Source organism: Streptomyces sp. NPDC014907 (assembly GCF_055562975.1).
In genome coordinates, this window is the sequence record NZ_JBVHEG010000013.1 from 145,924 (window position 1) to 166,286 (window position 20,363).

15 protein-coding genes are annotated in these 20,363 nt (G+C 74.4%); 10 read left to right on the top strand and 5 right to left on the bottom strand.

Annotation, left to right across the window (positions count from 1 at the left end; translation table 11 throughout):
* Window positions 1-61: 61 nt before the first annotated feature.
* On the top strand, window positions 62-2,941 hold the full coding sequence (locus tag ACZ3IL_RS26505; RefSeq protein WP_467394166.1) for a DNRLRE domain-containing protein: 2,880 nt from the start codon (window positions 62-64) through the stop codon (window positions 2,939-2,941).
* A gap of 28 nt (window positions 2,942-2,969) precedes the next feature.
* Window positions 2,970-3,518, top strand: coding sequence for a hypothetical protein (locus ACZ3IL_RS26510; RefSeq protein WP_467394168.1), 549 nt, complete (start codon window positions 2,970-2,972; stop codon window positions 3,516-3,518).
* Between the two features lie 274 nt (window positions 3,519-3,792).
* On the opposite strand, the gene ACZ3IL_RS26515 is transcribed toward ACZ3IL_RS26510, so the two are convergent.
* A complete protein-coding gene (locus tag ACZ3IL_RS26515; protein ID WP_467394170.1) occupies window positions 3,793-4,542 on the bottom strand; it encodes an anti-sigma factor in 750 nt (249 codons plus the stop codon).
* Complete coding sequence (gene sigK, locus ACZ3IL_RS26520; RefSeq protein WP_467394171.1) at window positions 4,539-5,132, bottom strand: ECF RNA polymerase sigma factor SigK; 594 nt, start codon at window positions 5,130-5,132, stop codon at window positions 4,539-4,541. The genes ACZ3IL_RS26515 and sigK overlap by 4 nt, the downstream gene beginning before the upstream one ends.
* A 328-nt stretch (window positions 5,133-5,460) precedes the next feature.
* Between sigK and ACZ3IL_RS26525 the strand changes: the two genes are divergently transcribed.
* Together ACZ3IL_RS26525 and ACZ3IL_RS26530 are read left to right on the top strand one after the other, a co-directional pair.
* On the top strand, window positions 5,461-7,185 hold the full coding sequence (locus ACZ3IL_RS26525) for a molybdopterin-dependent oxidoreductase (RefSeq protein ID WP_467394173.1): 1,725 nt from the start codon (window positions 5,461-5,463) through the stop codon (window positions 7,183-7,185).
* Window positions 7,186-7,364: 179 nt separating this feature from the next.
* Window positions 7,365-8,015, top strand: a complete 651-nt coding sequence (locus ACZ3IL_RS26530; RefSeq protein WP_467394175.1) for a fasciclin domain-containing protein — start codon at window positions 7,365-7,367, stop codon at window positions 8,013-8,015.
* Between the two features lie 204 nt (window positions 8,016-8,219).
* Here ACZ3IL_RS26530 and ACZ3IL_RS26535 read toward each other — a convergent pair whose 3' ends face one another.
* From ACZ3IL_RS26535 to ACZ3IL_RS26545, 3 genes are read right to left on the bottom strand one after another with little or no spacing between them, the layout of a single operon-like run.
* Window positions 8,220-10,286: a JmjC domain-containing protein gene (locus ACZ3IL_RS26535; protein ID WP_467394177.1), complete on the bottom strand. Its 2,067-nt coding sequence runs from the start codon at window positions 10,284-10,286 to the stop codon at window positions 8,220-8,222.
* A complete protein-coding gene (locus ACZ3IL_RS26540) occupies window positions 10,283-11,254 on the bottom strand; it encodes a metallopeptidase TldD-related protein (RefSeq protein ID WP_467394179.1) in 972 nt (323 codons plus the stop codon). The genes ACZ3IL_RS26535 and ACZ3IL_RS26540 overlap by 4 nt, the downstream gene beginning before the upstream one ends.
* The gene (locus ACZ3IL_RS26545) at window positions 11,251-12,543 is read right to left on the bottom strand and encodes an MFS transporter (protein ID WP_467394181.1); all 1,293 of its coding nucleotides are present in this window, start codon (window positions 12,541-12,543) and stop codon (window positions 11,251-11,253) included. The genes ACZ3IL_RS26540 and ACZ3IL_RS26545 overlap by 4 nt, the downstream gene beginning before the upstream one ends.
* A 637-nt stretch (window positions 12,544-13,180) precedes the next feature.
* On the opposite strand from ACZ3IL_RS26545, the gene ACZ3IL_RS26550 reads away from it, so the two are divergent.
* The 6 genes from ACZ3IL_RS26550 to ACZ3IL_RS26575 all read left to right on the top strand — a co-directional run bounded on the left by ACZ3IL_RS26550 (window position 13,181) and on the right by ACZ3IL_RS26575 (window position 20,234).
* Window positions 13,181-13,309: a hypothetical protein gene (locus ACZ3IL_RS26550; protein WP_360737009.1), complete on the top strand. Its 129-nt coding sequence runs from the start codon at window positions 13,181-13,183 to the stop codon at window positions 13,307-13,309.
* A 96-nt stretch (window positions 13,310-13,405) separates the two neighbouring features.
* On the top strand, window positions 13,406-15,268 hold the full coding sequence (locus ACZ3IL_RS26555; protein WP_467394184.1) for a radical SAM protein: 1,863 nt from the start codon (window positions 13,406-13,408) through the stop codon (window positions 15,266-15,268).
* Complete coding sequence (locus ACZ3IL_RS26560) at window positions 15,255-16,223, top strand: multinuclear nonheme iron-dependent oxidase (protein WP_467394186.1); 969 nt, start codon at window positions 15,255-15,257, stop codon at window positions 16,221-16,223. Before ACZ3IL_RS26555 ends, ACZ3IL_RS26560 begins: the two co-directional genes overlap by 14 nt.
* Window positions 16,205-16,969 (top strand): hypothetical protein, encoded by a 765-nt coding sequence (locus ACZ3IL_RS26565; RefSeq protein ID WP_467394188.1) that lies wholly within the window; start codon window positions 16,205-16,207, stop codon window positions 16,967-16,969. Before ACZ3IL_RS26560 ends, ACZ3IL_RS26565 begins: the two co-directional genes overlap by 19 nt.
* Window positions 16,966-18,186 carry a tetratricopeptide repeat protein gene (locus ACZ3IL_RS26570; protein ID WP_467394190.1) on the top strand — a complete coding sequence of 407 codons (1,221 nt, stop codon included), beginning with the start codon at window positions 16,966-16,968 and terminating at the stop codon, window positions 18,184-18,186. The genes ACZ3IL_RS26565 and ACZ3IL_RS26570 overlap by 4 nt, the downstream gene beginning before the upstream one ends.
* On the top strand, window positions 18,183-20,234 hold the full coding sequence (locus ACZ3IL_RS26575; protein WP_467394192.1) for an aKG-HExxH-type peptide beta-hydroxylase: 2,052 nt from the start codon (window positions 18,183-18,185) through the stop codon (window positions 20,232-20,234). Before ACZ3IL_RS26570 ends, ACZ3IL_RS26575 begins: the two co-directional genes overlap by 4 nt.
* Window positions 20,235-20,363 lie beyond the last annotated feature (129 nt).

Below are 20,363 nucleotides of genomic sequence, written 5' to 3' on the forward strand. Positions count from 1 at the left end.
GTACGAGTACGGCTGACAGGCTGCGGCGCGTCTATTTCTTCTTGATCAGAAGGAGTACCGCGTGCGCAGAACCACCGGCCGGTCCCGTGGACCGGCTCGGCACGACAGGGCCCGAACCCTGGCCCTGCCCCTCGCCCTGGCCCTCCTCGCCCCCGTGGGCGTGCTGGCGGCCGGCCCCCTGTCCCCGGCGTCGGCGTCCCCGGCGCCGGAGGCCGCGAAGACCTCCGCCGCCCCGTCCTCCGCCTCCTCCCCGTCCTCCGCGTCCTCCCGCGAGGAGGTGAACGCGCGGCTCACCGCCCAGGCCCAGGGCCGGCGGATCGAAGTCACCGGCGCCCGCACCGAGGGCACGACCCTGTGGGCGAACCCCGACGGCACCATGTCCGTCGAGTCCTCCGCCGGTCCCGTGCGGTACCGGGAGAACGGCCGCTGGGTCGGGATCGACCTCACGCTCGTCAAGGACGCCGACGGCACCGTCCGCCCCAAGGCCCACCCGCGCGGCCTGCGTCTCGCCGGGCGCACCGGAGCCGCCGGAGGCGACCTCGCCGTCCTGGGGCGCGGGGAGCAGGAACTCGCCCTCGGCTGGAGGGGCGCGCTGCCCGAGCCGCGGCTGAGCGGTTCGAAGGCGACGTACGAGAACGTCCTGCCGGGCACCGACCTCGTCGTCGAGGCCACCCGCACCGGCTTCGAACAGTTCCTGGTGGTCGCCGACCGGCGGGCCGCCGAGCGCGCGGCGGCCCTGACGCTGCCCGTTCGTTCCGAGGGGCTGGAGGCCCGCCAGGGCGAGGACGAGACGCTCACCCTGACCGATCCCCGCACCGGTGCCACGGTCGGGCGGGGCTCCACCCCGTACATGTGGGACGCCTCGGCGGGCGGCGAGAACGCTCCCGGCGCCCGCACCGCCCGTGTCGACCTGGACGTCACCGAACGGGGACAGGGCTTCGACCTCACGGTCCGGGCGGACCGGGCCTTCCTGGCCGACAAAGCCACCCGCTACCCGGTCACCATCGACCCGGCCGTCTACTTCGGCACCGACTTCGACACCTACGTCCGCAACGGCGACACCGCCGACTTCTCCGCCGCGCCCGACCTGCGGGTCGGCCGCGAGTGGCAGAAGGGCGAGGCCCGCTCCTTCGTCAACTTCCCCCGGAACTCCGCCGTCACCGGCCAGGACGTCCTCAACGCGGAGCTGAACCTCTACGCCACCTGGTCCGACGGCTGCGCGCCGCGCTCCTGGGAGATATGGGACACCGGCAACGCGTCGTCCGCCACCCGCTGGAACAGCCAGCCCGCCTGGCGCTCCAAGGTGACCTCCTCCACCCAGACGCACGGGCACACCGACTGCGGCCCGCGCTGGATATCCGAGGACATCACCCCGCTGGTGAAGCAGTGGTCCAGGACGGCCAACACGGTCGACACCGTCGGCCTGCGGGCGACCGACGAGAACGACGCCACGGCGTTCAAGGTCTTCGCCTCCGCCCAGACCACCACCGCGCCCTCGATCCTCGTCACCTACGAGTCCCCCGCGGACCCGGTCAAGGACCACGTCGTCTACTGGAACGACGTCCTGCAGGAGACCTACCGCCAGGTCGGCGGCGCCCCCGGCCCGCTCGCCCGGGCGGGCGCCATGATGCACGGCGCGATCTACGACGCGGCCAACTCCGCCCGGTGCGCGGAAGGCCCGCTCAAGTGCCTCGGTGACCCCTACCTGGTGAAGGCCACGGCCTCCAACGGGGCACTGCCCGACGTGAACAGCGCCATCGACCACGCCGCCTTCGACGTCCTGCGCTCGCTCTACCCGGCGCTGAACTTCGACGACGAGATCGCCGCCGCCCGCTCCACCATCCCCGCCGCCGTCACGGCCGCCCAGCGCGCCGCCGGCACGGAGGTCGGCCAGAAGGCCGCCGCCGCGATGAACGCCGCCCGCCAGAACGACGGTTCGGCCCCCGTCGCCCCGTACACCGGCTCCACCCAGCCCGGCTACTGGCGGCCGACGGGCACGGGCGACGGCGCCACCCCGCAGTGGGGCCTGGTCAAGCCCTTCGGCATGGCGAGCAGCTCCCAGTTCCGCTCCTCCGGCCCGGCCGGGCACACGCAGATGAGCACGCTGCTGCCGAGCCAGGCGTACGCCGACCAGGTCAACGACGTGAAGAGCCTGGGCGCGGCGGAGTCCACGGCCCGTACGGCCGACCAGACCAAGGCGGCCCTGTTCTGGGCCAACGACCTCGACGGCACCTACAAGCCGCCGGGCCAGCTCTTCGAGCACACCCAGACCCTGTCCCGCCAGTACGGCACCACCGTCGCCGGCAACGCCAAGCTCTTCGCCCTGACCGCCTTCGCCATGGCCGACGCGTCGATCGTCTCCTGGGACCAGAAGTACCGGACGAGCATCGACCTGTGGCGGCCGGAGAGCGCGATCCGCCTCGACGGCGACGGCAACGCGAACACCACCGCCGACGCCAACTGGCAGCCGCTGTCCCAGGACCGCAACGGCCAGCACTTCTCCCCGCCCTTCCCCGCGTACATCTCCGGCCACGCCACCTTCGCGGGCGCGTGGTCGAAGGCGACGCAGACGTGGTTCGGCACCGACCAGGTCACCTGGACCGCCACCACCGAGGACCCCAACGCCCTCGGCGTCACCCGCACCTTCACCTCGATCTCCGCCGCGGCGACCGAGAACGCCGTCGGCCGGGTCTGGCTCGGCGTGCACTACCGGTGGGACGGCACCGACGGCGTCACCGCCGGAGGCAACGCCGCCGCGTACGGGGTGACGAACAGGCTCAAGCCGAACACGGCCGCGAGCTGGACCGCGTACGAGACGCTGCACAACCTCGCCGGCTGCCAGGAGGTCGGCAAGCGGCTCGTCGCCGAACACCGCTGGACCTCCTACCAGTGCACACAGGTGCAGGCGCCCGGGCCCGACCACACGCTGTACGTGAAGTAGCCGGCCGATGAGGAGAGGAGACAAGGACATGCGCGCGCGCACCCAGCAGCCCCAGCAGCCCCAGCACCGGAAGGGGGTGCGAAGGGCGGTCGTCGCCCTGGTCGCGACCTGCGCCGCCGGCGCCGTCGCGGCCCCGATCGCCCTCGCCGCCGCCTCCGCCGACCGTGCCCCGGCGGCGGTCGCCGGGGACGACCGGCTGCTGCCGACGCCCGAGGCGCCGAGGATCTCGGACGGCTCGTACGCGGGCTTCCAGTTCTGCGGCGGCCCGGCCGGAGACCCGGTCGTCACGACCGGCACCCCGACGCTCGCGGCCACCCTGGAGTCGGTCGCCCCGCCCGGCACCGTCGAGCCGGCCCGGCCCGGCCCGCGCCGCAAGGTGACCTTCGAGGTCGACACCGCCACCGGCAAGCCCGTGCTCCACCGGCAGCTCACCAGCGACACCAGTCACGCCGCCGCCCTCCAGCTGCCCGAGGGCACCCTCGCCGACGGCGCCTACCGCTGGCGCGTCCGCGTGAAGGACGGCGGCACGTCCTCCGCCTGGACCGCCTGGTGCTCCTTCACCGTCAAGCACGGCTGAGGGAACCACCGGACCACCGGCGCCCGGTGCCCCGGAACGCCCTCCGCGTTCCGGGGCACCACCGCGTCCGCACCACCGCGTCCGCACCACCGCGTCCGCACCACCGCGTCCGCACCACCGCGTCCGCACCACCGCGTCCGCACCACCGCGTCCGCACCGTCACGGCGGCGCCCACCGTCAAGGCCTGCGGGTACGGTCCGGGGGCGCTCCCGCCGGTCACGACCGCGTCGGGTGTGACCGGGGACTTCGAGGCGCGGGTTCCTGTGCCCGGCCGTCAGGCGAGGAGGGCCATCAGGAGCAGGGGGGCGGTGGTGGGCCGGGGGGAGCCTCCGTCGGGTTCGAGGGTCAGGCCGACGGCGCCCGCGCCGGCGGGGCCTCCGGTGAGGACCACGGTGCCGTCGCGGTCGATCAGTCCGGCCGGGCGCATGGTGCCGTCGTGGTCGAGCCACAGCTGGTACGTCCTGCCCGGTCCCGGGGCGGGCAGGTTCGCGGCGGTGAAGACGGCCTTGTTCCGCCGGCCGGAGGTCACGACGGTGGTCAGGGCCCCGTTGGCGGCCCTGCCGCGGACGGTGCGCGCGTCCGGGGCCGCCAGCACGGCGCCGACCTCGTCGAGCCGCTGCTGGGCCTGCCGGGCCCGCTGTTCGAGCTCGTGTCCGTTCTGCGCCTGCCACACCGCGAGTCCGCCGAGCACGGCGGCGGACACGCCGGCGGCGAGCGCCAGGGGCACCGCCCGTCGGCGCGGTGTGCCGCCGGACACGGGCACCGGGCGGGGCGCGGGGACGCGCGGGGGCAGCTGGCGCACGCCGTCGAGGGCGGCCATGACCTGTGCCTTGGCCGCCGCCGGGGGCGTCCGGGAGACGGCGGCGGCGAGGCGCGCCGCGGTCGCCCGGAACTCGGCGACTTCCTGGCGGCAGGCCTCGCACGCCCGGAGGTGGGCGTCGAAGTCCTCGCGTTCGGTGTCGTCGAGCGCGCCGAGGGCGTGGGCGGCGACGAGGGTGTGGACGTCGGTGGCGTGGTGTCTCACGTGGTCACCCCCATGCAGTCGCGGAGCCGGACGAGCCCGTCGCGCATGCGTGTCTTGACGGTGGGAAGCGGTGTGCGCAGGGCTTCGGCGACTTCGCGGTAGGTCAGCCCCCGGTAGTAGGCCAGGCCCACGGCCTGGCGCTGGAGTTCGGTCAGGCCGCGCAGGCAGCGGCGCACCTGTTCCGATTCGAGCCGGGTCTCGACCTGTTCGGTGACGTCGTCGTAGGCGACGGCGTGTTCGCGGGCGGCCCGGGCGTGCTCGCGGTCGGTCGCGGCCTGCGCGGAGCGGACCCGGTCCACGGCCCGCCGGTGGGCGATGGTCGCCGCCCACGTCCTGACGGAGGCGGTGCCGGGCCGGTAGCGGGCGGCCTGGCGCCAGAGGTCGATCATGACCTCCTGGGCGACCTCCTCCGACTGCGCCCGGTCGCGCACGACCTTGAGCACGATGCCGAAGACCAGGGGCGCGAGGGCGTCGTAGAGGGTGGAGAACGCCTGTTTGTCGCCGTGGGCGACCTGTCGCATCACGTCGCCGAGTTCGTCGCGGCCGGTGTCGGCGGGACGGCCGGCGCCGAAGGGGATCGGTTGGTTCACCCGCGCCGCTCCGGCCGTGGGGAGAAGGCGAAGGGCCGGCCCGGGGAGGCCGTCGGGGGGCGGGGCTTCCATCGCATGCCGCTCCTTTGTCGTCGTTCGTGCGGTTCCGGCCGCCCCCGGGGGCGGCGGGGGCCGGGGAATCCGCTCGTGTGCCGTCTGTTCTTCGGAGCGGACGGGCCCCCGGATGGGGTGACTCTTCACTTCCGGCCGTTTCCTTCGGAGAAGGGCGGGGCGGGGCGGCCGGAGACCGGTCGCGACGACGGTGTGCGGGGAGCGGACGACTCACTCTTTCGGGGGACGCACCCATCCGCCGGGCGGGGGCCGCCGAATGCCCGGTGTGAGCAGCTTCCGCAGCAGAATCGTCCGCGCCGCACGGGGCGCGACGGCCGGACTCCTGGCCGCCTTCACGGCTCTGGCGACGGCCGGGCTCGTGGCCGGGACGGCGCGGCCCGCGACCGGGCCGGTGACCGTCGTGGGCGGCGCCCTGATCGACCGGACGCCGGCCGCGGTGAAGGACTTCGCGATCCGTGCCTTCGGGGAGGACGACAAGACGGTCCTGCGGCTGGGCATCCTCGTGGTCCTCGGCCTGTTCGCCGTCGCCCTGGGCGTCTCCGCCCTGTCCCACCGGCGGGCGGGCGCCGCGGGCGTGCTGCTGTTCGGGGCCGTCGGAGCCGCGGCGGCCCTCGGCCGCCCCGACTCGGGCGGCACCGGCGACGCACTGCCCTCGGTCGTCGGGTCCGTCGCGGGTGCCCTCGTCCTGTACGTACTGGCGTCCAAAGCCGCGTCCGGTTCGGAGGCGTGCGGTTCGGAGGCGTGCGGGTCGGAGGCGTGCGGTCCGGAGGCGTGCGGTTCGGACTCGTCCGGTCCGGAGCCGGCCGCTTCGGAGCCGTCCGGCCCGGAGACGCCGGGTCCGGAAGCGCCCGGTCCGGAGCCGTCCGCCGTGGACGGCCGGAGCGCCGGAGGACGGAGCAGGCGCGGCTTCCTCACCGCCGCCGGCGCGACGGCCGTGGCGGCGACCTCGGCCGGAGCGCTGGGGCGGTTCCTCGCCGGCCGGCGGGGCCGGGGGGCCGTGGCCTCCCGCGAGTCCCTGGTCCTGCCCGAACCGGCCTCGCCCGCACCCGCCGTCCCGCCCGGCGCCCAACTGAAGGTCTCCGGCATCACCGCCTTCACCACCCCCAACCCCGACTTCTACCGCGTCGACACCGCCCTGACCGTTCCCCGGATCGACGCCGGGACCTGGCGGCTGCGCATCCACGGCGAGGGGGTCGCCCGGCCGCGCGTCCACACCCTCGCCCAGCTCCTGGCCCGTCCGCTCGTCGAGCGCGACATCACCCTGACGTGCGTGTCGAACGAGGTGGGCGGCCCCTACACCGGCAACGCCCGCTGGCTGGGCGTCCCCCTCGCCGGCCTCCTCCGGGAGGCCGGCGTGAGGCCCCCCTCCGAGGGCGGGACGGCGGACCAGCTGGTGGCGCGCTCGGTGGACGGGATGACCTTCGGTTCACCGGTCGAGGACGTCATGGACGGACGCGACGCGATGCTCGCCGTCGGCATGAACGGGGAACCCCTGCCCTTCGAGCACGGCTTCCCCGTCCGCATGCTCGTCCCCGGCCTCTACGGCTACGTGTCGGCCTGCAAGTGGATCACCGGCATCGAGCTGACCGCCTTCGGCGCCTACGACCCGTACTGGGTGAAACGCGGATGGGCCCGCGAGGCGCCGGTCAAGACCCAGTCCCGCATCGACACCCCCCGGCCGTTCGCCCGCCCGGCCGCGGGCACCGTCGTCGTCGCCGGTGTCGCCTGGGCCCAGCGCCGCGGCGTCGACCGCGTCCAGGTCCGTGTCGACGACGGGCCCTGGCGGGACGCCGACCTCGCCGCGCGGGCGGGCGTCGACACCTGGCGCCAGTGGTCCTACCGCTGGGACGCCACCCCCGGCGGGCACCGCCTGACCGTCCGCGCCACCGACGGCACCGGGCGGGTCCAGACCGAGCGGCGCGCGCGGACCGTCCCCGACGGGGCGAGCGGCCGGCACAGCGTCTTCGTCACCGTCACCTAGACCACCCGGACGGCCAACAGGCCGCGCCCGGGTCAGCACCACCAGCCACGTCAACACCCCATGAAAACGACCCCCGTGAAAACGACCCCTGTGAGAACAGCCCCATGAGAACAGCCCCCATGAGAACAACCCCCGTGAAGACGACCCCCGTGGAAACGACCCCCGAGGAGCACCCCACCATGAACAGCACGAAGTTCCGCCGTATCGCGATCGCCGTCGCCGCGGCGGCCCTGCTGCCCTTCTCCCTGGCCGCGTGCTCCGACTCCGGCGGTGACACCAAGGCCGCCTCCACCGCGACCGCCGGGGACGAGGCGAAGACGGAGCCGCGTACCCCCTCCGAGGAGCCGGCGACCGGCGACCGGCCCTTCGGCCCCGCCTGCGCGGGCGTCCCGAAGGAGGGCGCCGGCTCCTTCGACGGGATGGCGAAGGACCCGGTGGCGACCGCGGCGTCGAACAATCCGGCGCTGTCCACCCTGGTCACCGCGGTGAAGCGGGCCGGCCTGGTCGACACCCTCAACAACGCCCGGAACATCACGGTCTTCGCGCCGACGAACGACGCCTTCGCCAAGATCCCGAAGGCCGACCTCGACAAGGTCCTCGCCGACAGGGCCGCGCTCACCAAGATCCTCACCCACCACGTCGTCGGCCGGAAGCTCGACCCGGCGCAGCTGGAGAACGGCTCCTTCGAGACGCTGCAGAAGGGCACGATCACCACCAAGGGGTCCGGCGAGGAGTACACCGTCGACGACACCTCGAAGGTCGTCTGCGGCAACGTGCGGACCTCCAACGCCACCGTCTACATCGTCGACACCGTCCTCATGCCCGACTAGGACTTCCGCCTTCCGGGGGCGGAGGCTCAACGGGGCCGTCCGCGACGGCGCCCCCGGAGGGCTTCCGCCCGCTTCCGGAGGATCGCGACCGCCCGGGCTCCGGGAGCGAGGCCGCGCTGCGTGCCCCTCCCCCCCCCGCGGCGGGGGAGCCGCGCGCCGGAGCCCGAGGCGCGTACGGACGCCGGAGTTCCGGGGCGCCCGGTGTCACGCGGCCGGTGCGCCGGGTTCCCGGCCGTGCGCCGACAGTCCGGCCCACAGGGCGCGGCCCCGCGGGGTGAGGCGTCCGTCGTGCCGCAGCACGTCCAGGGCGTCGCGGACGCGTCCGGAGAGGTCCGGCGCGGAGTCCGGCGCTGAGTCCGGCGCGCCGTCGTGGCGCCGCAGGAACTCCCGTTCGTTCACGGTCGCGTACGTGTCCCGCAGCAGTGCCGCGACCGTCAGGCCGGTCCCGGCCGGCGACGGGCGCACGACGGCCCCCGGCTCCTCGCTCAGCGCGTACAGGTCGCCGATCGCGTCGTAGCGCGTCTGGGCGGCCGCGCGGCACAGGTGCCGGGCGATCTCCAGGGGGCCGGTCCCGGCGACGGCGGCCGCGCCGCGGAACGCGGGCACCGTCTCCGGCGCGGAGGGCGCCGGCGCGGGGGCGATCCGGCGCAGGGAGGTGCGGACGTCGTCCGCGGCCGGTGGCCACGCCTTCCCGATCAGGGCCAGGGCCTCCGCCACCGTCTCCAGGAACTCCTCCGCGCGTTCGCCCCTCGGCGGAGGCGGGGAGCGGTGGCCCGCCGGGTGGAAGGCGGTGTACCAGGAATGCGCCGGCAGCACGCAGGGGCCGCCCCCGGGAAGGGCCGGCAGCACGGTCACGCGCGGGCCCGCCGTCTCCCCGGTCAGGTCCGCCGACGCTATGCGGACGCCGTCCGCCTCGACGTGCGACGCGTACGCCTCGACCGTCACCGTCGCGTCCGCCGCCTCCGGCAGCGCGATCACCCGGCCCGCCGAGGGAAGGACCAGTTCCCCCGGGGCGCCGAGGGCGGCCACCAGGCGGGTTCCCGGTGCGAGCACCTCGTGGCGGACCAGTTCGGGCAGGCAGAACGACGTGAGGTGGGCGAGCAGGGTGTCCGGCGCGCGCCGGTAGCCGGCCTCGCGCTCGCGTTCCGCCTGCCGCACCCAGGACGTCACCTCGGGGCCGCCGCACCAGGCCAGCAGGACGGGGTGCGGCAGCCGCGTCAGTCCGTCCACCACCGCCTGCACCGAGCCGGCGAGCCGGGCGTCGCCGCAGGCTCCCGCCCGGTCCCGCGCCAGGATCAGCAGCCGCTTGAGGTGGCGCGGGGCGGCCGCGTCCCCCAGCCGGGCGGCCGCCCCGCCGGGCAGCACCGCCTCCCCGGGGTCGATCGCGGGCGCGGCGCCCGTGAACAGCGGTCTGATCGGGGTGACGTCGACGGTCACCGGGCCGGCCCGGACGGGTTCCGGCCGGGCCGGGTGCGCTTCGGGACGGTGCCGGGCCACGGCGGAGCGGCGGGCCTCCCGCCACCGGGCCAGGACGCGCCGCCGCACCCCGGGGTCCGCGAGCAGGCCGAGGAGTTCGTCGAGGGACCGCTCGTCGGGGGCGGCCGGCAGGGGCGAGGGGTGCCACCACGGCCGGAGCCCGGACAGTTCCTCGTGGAGCACCGGCCAGAGTTCGGTGAGCGGGGTGACCAGGTTGCAGGTCATGGTGAGGGAGAGGGAACGGCCGGTGGAGGTGCCCCAGTGGGGGTGGAAGAGCGGGATGTACAGGAGGTCGCCCGCCTCGACCACGAACTCCTCGTAGTCGTCGGTGAGGTAGAACTGCCCCGAGATCGTCGGGTCCTCCAGGACGCGCCGCCGCCGGTCCGCCTCCGGCACGGCGGTGGGGGAGCCGACGCGCCAGATCTTGCTGCCGTCCTGCTGGAGGGTGAAGTTGTCGTCGTAGTCGAAGTGGCAGCCGATGCTGCCGGGGGCGTGGGTGCGCGACACGTCGAAGGTGACGCGCGGCCACCCCAGCGCCCGCTGGAGTTCCCCGGCGCGCCGGGCCAGTTCGGGGCTCACGGCGTCGGCCCCCTTGACGAACTCGATGCGCCCCGGGTCGCGGGCGAGCCGGTCGGGTGCCTCCTCGCCGACCCGCGCGACGATCGCGTCCGCCTCCTCGTAGGTCAGCGTCCGCTCCAGGAGGTCGTGCGCGCCGCCCTTCACGAACAGCGGCTTCCGGCGCCAGTACTCGGCCAGGAACCGTTCGTAGGTCAGGCCCCTCACGAACTCCGTCATGGTGTCCCTCCGTCCGGATACAGCAGCAGGTCGTCGAAGAGCAGGTGGGGGGCCTCCAGGGAGACGGAGACGCCCTGCCCCTTCTTGTCGCAGCGGTGGTACGGGTCGTTCATCACCACCCGGTCGCCGACCCCGCGCAGCCTCCTCATGAGCTGCACCTTGTGGGCGCGCAGCACCAGGTCGCCGTACACCTCGTCGGTGATCCGGCCGTCGCGGATGCGCCGGGCCCAGGCCGGTTTGAGCAGGGCGTACTCCCGTACGGAGCCGCCCTCGCGCGGAGCGCCGAGCAGGAACCCGTCCGTGACCGACGCGACGAGGTCCTCGGCGCGGTGCTCGCCCGGCCCCACGCTCAGCACGCCCATCCGGGGGAGGACCTCGCGGGCGGCGGGGGCGCGGCGGCCGTGGCCGTTGCTGCCGGCCGGGCCCGGGTGGGAACGGCTGGTCAGCAGTCCGCTCCAGCGGCCGTCCTCGACGAGCCGGACGGGGGCCGCCGCGACGCCCTCGTCGTCGTGGACGTAGGAGCCGCAGTGCCCGGGCCGGGTCGGGTCGTCGGTCACCGTCAGCGGAATCCGGGTCCAGCGGTCTCCGAGGCCGATGCCCAGCCGGTGCCCGTAGGCGGCGTGGTTGTCGGCCTCGCTGGTGTGTCCGACGCACTCGTGCAGGGCGATGGCGGCCATCAGCGGTGTCATCACCACGGGCGCGGCCGTCCGGGCGGGCAGGGGGCGGGCGGCGCGGCAGGCGTCCAGGTCGGTGCGGAGCGAGTCCAGTCCCTCCGACAGGAGCGCCGTCCGCAGGCCGGCCGCGTCCGGCGAGCGGACGCCCCACTGGACGCGGCCCGTGCCGCCGTGCGTCACCAGCACGGCCCACCCGGTGGTGTCCGTCTCCACGGTGACCCGCATGGCGGGCAACCGGGCGCACAGGCCGGTCAGTTCGGCGGCCAGCGAGCGGGCCGTCGCCGCCGTGCTCATTCGGTCTTGCCCCCTCCGGCGGTGAGCGGGGCCTGTGCGGCGGTGTCGGGCGGGAGGGGGCCGGGGCCGTCGCCGGCGCCGCCGAGGGTCGCCACGTCCCGTACGGCCAGCGGCAGGAGGGTGGTGACGAAGACGACGGCACCGGCCGCGGCCATCGCGGTGGCGGCCTGGTCGGCGCCCACCACCAGGAGGCCGGCCAGCATCTGCCCGGCCGGCATCCCGACGAAGGAGGCGAAGAAGTCGAGGGCGAAGACGCGGCCGAGGAGCGAGCGGGGGACGTGCCGCTGGATGGCGCTCGTCTTGAGCACGTCGAAGAACTGCACGCCCGCGCCGCCGAGCACGAACAGCGCCACCAGCACGGGCAGGGAGGAGGTCACCGCGAAGGCGAGGCAGGCCACGCCGAACAGGCTGATCGCGGCCAGCGCCCACAGTCCGGGCCGCCGGAAGAGCTTCTGGGTCAGGCCCGCGAGGGCCGCGCCGCCGAGGCCGCCGAGGGCGAACGCGGACAGGACGAAACCGTATCCGGCCGGGCCGCCGAGGCGGTCGTCGGCGATCAGCGGGACCAGGACGAACCAGGGGCCGACGGCGAGCAGCACGTGGACGACGGCCATCGCCTCCAGTGCCATCAGCCACCGCATCCGCACCACCACCCGGATGCCGGCGACGGCCTCGGCGAACATCGACTCCTCCTGCCGGGCGGCGGGACGGCGCCGGTCGCCGAGCCGCCGTCCGACCATCAGCAGGGTGAGCGAGGAGACGGCGAAGGTCGCCGCGTCGGCCCACAGGGCGCTGCGCGGGCCGACGGCCGCCACCAGCAGGCCGGCGCCGGCCGGGCCCGCGACCTGGCCGATGTTCTTCAGCATGTTCGTGGCGGCGTTGGCCTGTTCCAGCGTTTGTTCCGGCACGAGGGACGGCACGAGGGAGTCGTGGGCCGGCTGGAAGATCGACTCGCCCGCGCCCATCAGGAAGGTGATGAGGGCCAGGGCCCACAGCGGGGCGCCGTTCCCCAGGGCGATGAGCAGCAGGACGGCGGCGAGCCGGACCACGTCGCTGGACATCATCAGGCGGAGCTTGTCCATCCGGTCGGCGAGCACGCCGCCCACCAGGATGAGCAGCGCGAGCGCGCCGAAGCGGGAGCCGAAGACGACGCCGAGCGAGAAGGCGGACTCGTCCCTGCCCAGGGCCAGGGCGACGACGGCCATGGGGAACAGCTGGTCGCCGATGATGCTGATCAGCTGGCCGGACCACAGCCAGCGGTAACCAGGATGCGAGAAGGGCCCACGCCCCACGATTCCCCCTTGTGACGGATCATTTTCGGTCGATGCGTTCAGGACATTCGTTCACGCGACCGCGCCGGCCGAGCTTACGGGCCGGTGCGCGCGTCTGTCACGACGTCCTCCCTTTTCGGCGCCGCCCCGCCGGCGGGCATTCGGGGCCGTGGGGGCGCAAGGGTGCGACAGGAATTGTTGAATCCTGATCGAGTTGCGAAAGGTCACCATTGACAGCCCCGGAAACCCTCTCTAACGTTTTCGTGTCAGGAGCCCGGCGCCGGGTTCCACAGGGGCATCGCACACACCGCGATGCCGGACCACGGGGGCTTTCTTGTGATTCCTGCCGTTCGTACCGGGCTCTGAGCGCGACACCCTCTCCTGCTGATCCGCGCGTCTTTCCGTCGCATTCCCGGCGTCGCCGCATCCGTACGGGCAGAGCCGTTCCGATTCTACTTCTCAGCGAGATCCGCCAGGCCGCCGCATGCCCGGAAGGAAAACCTCCCGCAGCGGCGGCGGCATGATGGCGCCCTTTATCTCTTCGGGTTTCCCCGGTTTTCTCTTTCCGCCGGAGTCGCGCCGAGGAGCAGGAAAGAAATCGATTGTGGGGTCAGGTGTGTCCGCACGCCCTCCCTCGCCTGCCGAGAAAGGAATTGCCATGAACGAAGAGCAGATCCAGAAGGACGTGAACGAGGACCTGCTGACCGAGCTGGACGGTCTGGAGGTCGTCGAGGCCGCCGAGCTCCAGGACGGCGCGGCGTTCCACGCCTTCCGCTTCGCGGTCTGACGCACGGCCGTGGCCGGCGAGCGGCTCCCCGACCCGGGACCCCCTCGCCGGCTCCGGCGCCCGAACCGAATCCCGCCGGCCCGACGAGGAGAAACGGTGCCCCACCGGACGCCTCAGGCAGCGGTGCACCTGGTCTTCCCCGGGGTGACCGAGGCACGCCTGTTCCCCTATCTCAGCCTCCCCATGCTCGTCGCCCACCTGCGCCGGCACGGGATCGACGCGGCCCAGAGCGACCTCAACATCGCGCTGACGCACCGGCTGCTGGAGCCCGCGGCGCTGAGGGAACGGCTGCGGCTGGGCGGACTGGACGAGTTCGACGAGACCCTGCTGTCCTACGCGGAACAGCGGCACGACCTGCTCCACCGGACCGTCGTCCGCAAGGAGAGCACCCCGCTGCCCTGGGACGTGGGATTCCGGCTGGTCAACAACGTCCTCGACGTCATGCTGCGGGACAGCGCGCTGACCCGGACCGTGACCGGCCTGTCCGAGGTCTTCGGCCTCGCCGGACGGCAGGCGGAGGCCGGCGACCTCGCCACCCGCCTGTACGACGAACTGACCCTCGCCGCGCTCGCCGACCGCCCGGCCCGCGTCGTCGGCCTCTCCGTCGCGTACTTCAGCCAGCTCGCGCCCGCCCTCCGCGTCGCGCGGCTGGTGAAACAGCGGGACCCCGGGACGACCGTCGTCCTCGGCGGCCAGCAGCTGATGATGCGCGGCACGGAACTGGCCGCCCGGCCCGAGACGTTCCGCCACGTCGACGCCCTCGTCACCACCCAGGGCGAAGCGGTCCTGCGCGGACTCGCCGAAGCGGTCGACGCGGGACGCCCCGTCGACGGCGTGCCCGGACTGCTCACCGCGCGGGGCGCCACCGGGCCCGCGCCGGACCACCACCTCGCGGACAACCCGCCCCCCGACTTCGACGGCCTGCCCTTCGCCTCGTACCTCAGCCCCGAACCGCAGCTCCCCCTCATCTCCTGCGTGGGCTGCTACTGGGGCCGCTGCACCTTCTGCTCGTACGGCAACCGCAGCCGCGGCCGCTACCAGCAGCTCACCCAGGAACAGCTCGCCGACCACGTCGAGCACGGTCTGCGCGGGACGGGCGCGCGCTTCGTGGCGTTCGTCGACGAGAACTGCAACCTGCGGCTCGTCCTCGGCGCCGCCGAACTGGTGCGCGCCCGCGGCCACACCTTCACCTGGTCGACCCGCAACCGGCTGGAACCCCTGCTCGCCGACCGGGCCTTCGTCCGGCGCATGTACGACGCGGGCTGCCGGCTGATGAGCGTCGGCTACGAGACCAACTCCCAGCGACTGCTCGACCTCGTCGACAAGGGCGTGCGGGCCGACCTGTACCAGCGGATCGTCGAGGTGCTCGACGAGACGGGCATCGTGCTGCGGCTCAGCGTCATGGGCGGACTGCCCGGCGAGACGGAGGAGGAGGCCAGGGAGAGCCGGGACTTCCTCGTGCGCAACTCGGCCCGGCTCGGCATCGACGCCGCCCAGATGATGATCGCCGAACCGACCTCCCTGCTCGCCGCGGAACCCCGCCACCGCACCGGCCTCGCCCTGGCCGACGACGACGCCCTCCAGTCCAACAGCGGCTTCAGCTACCTGGCCGGACGGCACGGCAGGACCCTCACCTACGAGGGCGCCACCCGCGAGGAACGGGCCGACTGGCTCCGCGAGACCGTCCGCACGGTGCTCCCCGGCAAGAACGACGAGAAACACCCGCGGTGGAAGAAGGCCGGCGGCGCCGTCCCCACGGACGAACTGGTCCTGCACCCCTGGATCGTGCCGCTGGAGGGACGCCTGATCGACCTGCGCTGGCGCATGCGGTACGGCATCGGACCCGGACACGTCACCCTCCGCGCGTCCGGTGCCGCGAGCCGCCTGACGGCCCGTACCGAACTCGGCCGCACACTGCTCGGCCTGCTGAAGGAGGCGGATGTCGGTGACCACAGCTGAACCCCTGCCCCGCCCCGGCCGCACGGGCCGCCCCGTGCGCCGGGGACTGGGCGCCGGGATGGACCTGCCCTGGGGAGCCCCGATCGGCTTCGACCCCGACGACCCGGGCCCCAACGAACGCGTCCGCAACTTCCTCGCCCGCCACGGCGCCGACTACGCCTACTACGCCTTCGCCTTCCAGCCCCGCGGGCCGGTGCCGCTGCTCGCCGCGCACTACCTGGAGCCCTACCGGCGCCTGATGGCCGAACTCCCCGCCGGCACCCCGGTCGCCCTGCACCAGACCATGCTCAACCTGGGCACCGTGGAACCCTACGACCGCACCCCCGTCTACGAGTTCACCAACGAGACGCACCGGCACTTCGGCTGGCAGTGGGTCGTCGAGGACCTCGGCATGTGGTCCCTCGGCGGCATCCCCATGCCCTACCCGCTGCCGCCCTACCTCGTGGAGGAGAACGTCGCCCACGTGGCCGGCGCCATCCGCGAGGCGAGGCGGGAACTCGACCCGGTGCTGCGGGTGGAGTTCCCGGGCTTCACCGACGGCGTCACCGTGGTGGTGGGCGACATGGACGCCTACGACTTCTTCCGCCGGGTCGCCGAACTCGGCGACGTCGACGTCACCCTGGACGTCGGGCACCTGATCAGCTGGCGGTGGTGGCGGGGCGAACGGGGCGCCGGGCTCTACGCCGACCTGGACCGGCTGCCGCTGGACCGGTGCACCGAACTCCACCTCTCCGGATCGGCGTTCAGCCGCGGCCGCTTCCTCGACCTCCACCACGGCGTCCTGCTGGACGAACAGCTGGTCCTCGCGGACATGCTCATGGAGCGGTGCCCCCGGCTGGAAGCGGTCACCTACGAGGACCCCACCTACGACAAGACCGGCCGGCTGGTGCCCAGGAGCCTCCCCAACCTCGAACGCCTCCGGAAGGCGGTGAGCCGGTGGCAGGCGGCGGACTGACCGAACTCAACCGCGCGTTCAGGGAACGGCTCACCCACCCGGCCCCCCGCCGCACCGGCGGCGTGGACGGCGTCGCCCCGGTGGACCCGGCCGCGCCGGCCGCCCTGCGCGCGGTCGACGCCGAACAGCTCGCCCGGGTCGCGCACGAACTCACCCAGGGCATCTCCCAGGGCGCCATCGGCGGAGTCCCCCTGCGCGAGCACTTCGCGGGCAGCCTGCGCGCGCTCTACCCCGACCGGCACAACGCGGGACAGCGCGCGGTGGCGGAGTTCCTGCGCGGACCCCACTGCCACGACGTCGACATGCTCGGACTGCGCCGCGGCCGGTCGGTGACCGAGGCGTTCGGGGAGTTCCTGCTCGACAGGGCCGGACACGACGCGCCCACCGCGCTCCTCGTCGAACGGGAACTGCTGGCCGCCCTGGTCAAGACGCTGGCACGGCACCCCGAACCGGGCTACCTGATCCGCCACCCGCACCTGCGCCGCACCGGCGCGGACGCCTGGGTCGCCTGGACGGACAGCACCCGGCCGCTGCGCGACGCCGACCGCGAACCCGCGGCGCCGGCCGTCTTCGCCGCCCGCGGCGGCCGGTACGTCGCGGGCGCGCTGAGCACCCCCCTGGTCGCCGCCCTGCTGTGGAACGCCGAGCCCCGGCCGGGCTGGCTGAGCGCCTGGACCACCGGTGAACGCGCCGGGGCCGTCGACCGTGCCCGCGAGGCGCTCCGGAGGAAGGGACTGATCCCGTGATCGCGCTGCACGAGGAACACGGCGAGGTCGTGGCGAGCTGGACACGGCTGGGCTACCGCGCGGAGTCGGTCGTCTGCTTCGACCGGCACCTCGACCTCAAGCCGCTCACCCGCGCGGCGGCCGCCCGGCTGACCCGCCCCGGCGCCGGGCGGACCGTCGAGGACGAGAACCGCAAACTGCCCATCAGGGAGGTGGAGGGCAGCTACGGCCTCGACGACTTCTACGCGGCCGGCGCCACCCTCGGCCTGGTGTCCAGGCTGACCTGGGTCCGGGCCACGCGGGAGGAGGACTCGCCGGCCGCCCGGCGCAGACTGCTCGCCGCGCTCGGCGTGATCGCCGCGGAACCCGACGCGCTCGACACCACCCGCTTCGACGGGCGCGGCGCGCTGCACACCCGCGTCTGCGGACTCGACCTGGCGATCCACACCCCGGACACCTTCGGCGCCACGCCCCAGGACCCGGCCAGCCGGGTCGACCTCGACCTGGACTGGTTCGCCGACGTGCGCACCGGACAGGACCACCGGCCGGAGGAACTCCTCCACCTCCTCGACCGGCACGGCCTCCTCGGCAACGTCGACTCCATGACGTACTCGGTGCGCAGCGGCTTCCTGCCCGAGTCCCGGCGCGACCTCGCCCCGCTGCTCGCCGGCGAGCTGGCGCGCGGCCTGCGGCAGCGCGAACGCGACGCCCTCCCCCTGCCGCAGGCCACCTTCACCGCCCTGCGCGGCGCGGCGGACCCCCTGCCGCCGGAGCGGTACGAGAGCGAACTGGCCCCGCTCGGGGCGGTCGGCACCGCCCTGATGGGCCTGCTGCACCTGCACACCGCCGGCGACACCGACCGGGCCGGCCGGCACTGGCACGAGGCGGCCCGGGAGGGCTGCCGCTCCTCCTGGCTGGCGTACGGCATCGGCCTGTCCCACTACGGAAGGCGGGCCTTCGCGGAGGCGGGGGAGTGGTTCCGCCGCGCCACCGGGGAACGCACGGACACCATCGAGGTCAAGTCCGCGTTCCTCGCGGCCCTGTGCGCCCTGCGGACCGGCGCGCACGAGGAGGCGCACCGGGCCCTCCTCGACTTCTCCCGGCACTATCCGCTCCACGCCGACGCGGCCCGGCTCGCGGCCGGGCTCGGCGACCGTCTGGGAATCGGGCGGCAGCCGTGGCTGTCACGGCGGATCGACGCGCACGAACGGCTGATCGGGAACGGAGCGGCAGCATGAACCCCACCACGGCGCGACGGCCGGAACCGCTGGCCGTCCTCGACGAGGAGTTCTTCGGCACCCACTGGCGCCGCACCCCCGTCGTCCTGCGCGGCGCGGCCGGCGACTTCCTCGCCCGGGCCCCGCGACGCGAGGAGGTCAGGGCCCTGGCCGGCGCCACCACCGGGGTGCGGACGGACGGCCGTTCCATCTGGTTCCTCGAAGCGCTCCGCGAGGGACTGCCCGGCGTGGCCGGATTGTGCGGGGCGGCCCGGGAGAAGTTCGACTGGGACGACCTGTGGTGCGACGTGTTCCTCACCGAGGGCGGCTCCTCGATCGGCTCGCACATCGACAACAGCGACAACTTCACCGTCCAGCTCGAAGGCAGCAAACGCTGGCGCCTGGCCCCTCCCGCCACCCTGGACGCCGAGCAGCGGCGGCTGCGCATGCTCGGCGAACCCGGCGTCGGCGACGCACCGATGACCGGGGACGCGCGGGAGTTCACCCTCCACCCGGGGGACGTGCTGTACATCCCGCTGCTGTGGCGGCACTGGGGCGTCTCGGACGGGGACAGCCTCAGCGTCAGCCTGGTGGTGAACGCCAGGACCGTCTGGCAGGCCCTGCACCGCACCCTCGGCGCCGAACTGCGCCACGAGGAGGCCTGGCAACTGCCCCTGCCGGTGGGGCCCGGGACCGGCGGAGCCAGGAGGGCCCGGCTCGCCGAGGCCGTCACGGGCCTCGCCCGGGGTGACGCGCTGGAACGGACCAGGAGAAAGGCGGAGGGCGAAGTGGCGACGCGTACGACACGGGGACCGGTCGACAGGCTCGACATCGACATGGCGGCGGTGAGGGAGTTCGTCGCCGCGGCGCCCGCCCTTCCGGCGGACGGTCTCGTCCTGCCGGGCGGCACCCCGGACGCGGTCGCGCCGCTCAACGCGCTGCTCGCCCGCAAGAACCTGCGCGACCTGCTGAAACTGGTGCTCCGCCGGTTCGGCCAGGCCGCCGGGGAGGCGGAACGCGAGCTGTACCAGGCCGTGGTGACGGCCCTCACCGCCACGCCCCGCACCACCCTGGAGGGACTGCTCGCCGGACCCGACGTCACGTCGTGGATCGCCGTGGCCAAGCAGGAGCCGGGCGAACTGCCCGTCGCACGGCAGGAGGACCCGCTCGCCCACTGGCTCGCCTTCTTCCTGTTGCCCGAACTGGCGGCGTCCGCGGGCACGGTGCCGGTTCCGGAGATCCGCGTCCCCGCCGACCGCGACGGAGGACTGGCCGTGCCCCGGCTGGGCCGTGCGATCGGCGCGCGCTCGGCGACCGGCACCTGGTCGCTGGCCGTCGGTGCGGACGGTGCCGTCCTCGCCCGCGACGGCGCCGCCACCGTCCCCCTCTTCGAGGACGGGCCGGGCGCGCGGACGCTGGACCGCGTCCTCGACGGGCCGTGGATCGTGCCCGGCCCCTCGCGGTGGCTGGACCGGCACCTGCCGCCGACCGAGGTGCTGCCCACCACGGAACCGGCCGACGTGGCGCGCTTCCGGGACGAGTTCACCGAGGCGGCGGAGCTGCTGCGCGCGGTGTGGCCCGAGGCCTGGGACGAGACCCGGGCGTGCGTCGAGCGCCTGCTGCCGATGCCGTGGGCCGGCCTGAGGCCGCACAACTACAGCATCCACGCCTTCCGGGGCCAGATCGTCAGCAGCCCCCGCCCGGCCCTGATGGCGGCGCAGACCCTGGTCCACGAGACGGGGCACAACCGGATGAGCACCCTCATCGACCTGGTGCCGCTGTGCGCCAACCCCGACGACCGTGCCATCAGCCCCGTCGTCGACGCCGACCGGCCGCTGACCGCCGTCTTCCACGGCTGCTACTCCTTCGCCCGGGAGATCCACCTGACCGCCCTGCTGATCGACAAGGGCGTTCCCGAGGTGCCCACCACCGACATCCGCGGCTACCTCGCCCGGCGCACCGAGATCGTGCGGGCCGCCTGGACCCTGCTGCGCGAACGGGCGCGGCCGGAGCCGGCGGGCGCGGCGATCCTCGCGGAGGTGGAGGGAATCCTGGACCGGCTGTCCTGACGCACGGGACCGGGGGAGGGGCGGGAACGACCGGCCCCCTCCGGTCCCGCCGTCCGGGCCTCCGACCCCGCCGTCCGAGCCGCGACCCCGCCGTCCGGGCCCCCGGGTGCGGGAGCGGCGTCCGGCGGA

Coding starts and splice junctions, on each gene's coding strand:
- ACZ3IL_RS26550 (WP_360737009.1), top strand. CDS start 13,181: ATGAACGAAGAGCAGATCCAGAAGGACGTGAACGAGGACCTGCTGACC.
- ACZ3IL_RS26510 (WP_467394168.1), top strand. CDS start 2,970: ATGCGCGCGCGCACCCAGCAGCCCCAGCAGCCCCAGCACCGGAAGGGG.
- ACZ3IL_RS26525 (WP_467394173.1), top strand. CDS start 5,461: ATGCCCGGTGTGAGCAGCTTCCGCAGCAGAATCGTCCGCGCCGCACGG.
- ACZ3IL_RS26575 (WP_467394192.1), top strand. CDS start 18,183: ATGAACCCCACCACGGCGCGACGGCCGGAACCGCTGGCCGTCCTCGAC.
- ACZ3IL_RS26540 (WP_467394179.1), bottom strand. CDS start 11,254: ATGAGCACGGCGGCGACGGCCCGCTCGCTGGCCGCCGAACTGACCGGC.
- ACZ3IL_RS26535 (WP_467394177.1), bottom strand. CDS start 10,286: ATGACGGAGTTCGTGAGGGGCCTGACCTACGAACGGTTCCTGGCCGAG.
- ACZ3IL_RS26530 (WP_467394175.1), top strand. CDS start 7,365: ATGAACAGCACGAAGTTCCGCCGTATCGCGATCGCCGTCGCCGCGGCG.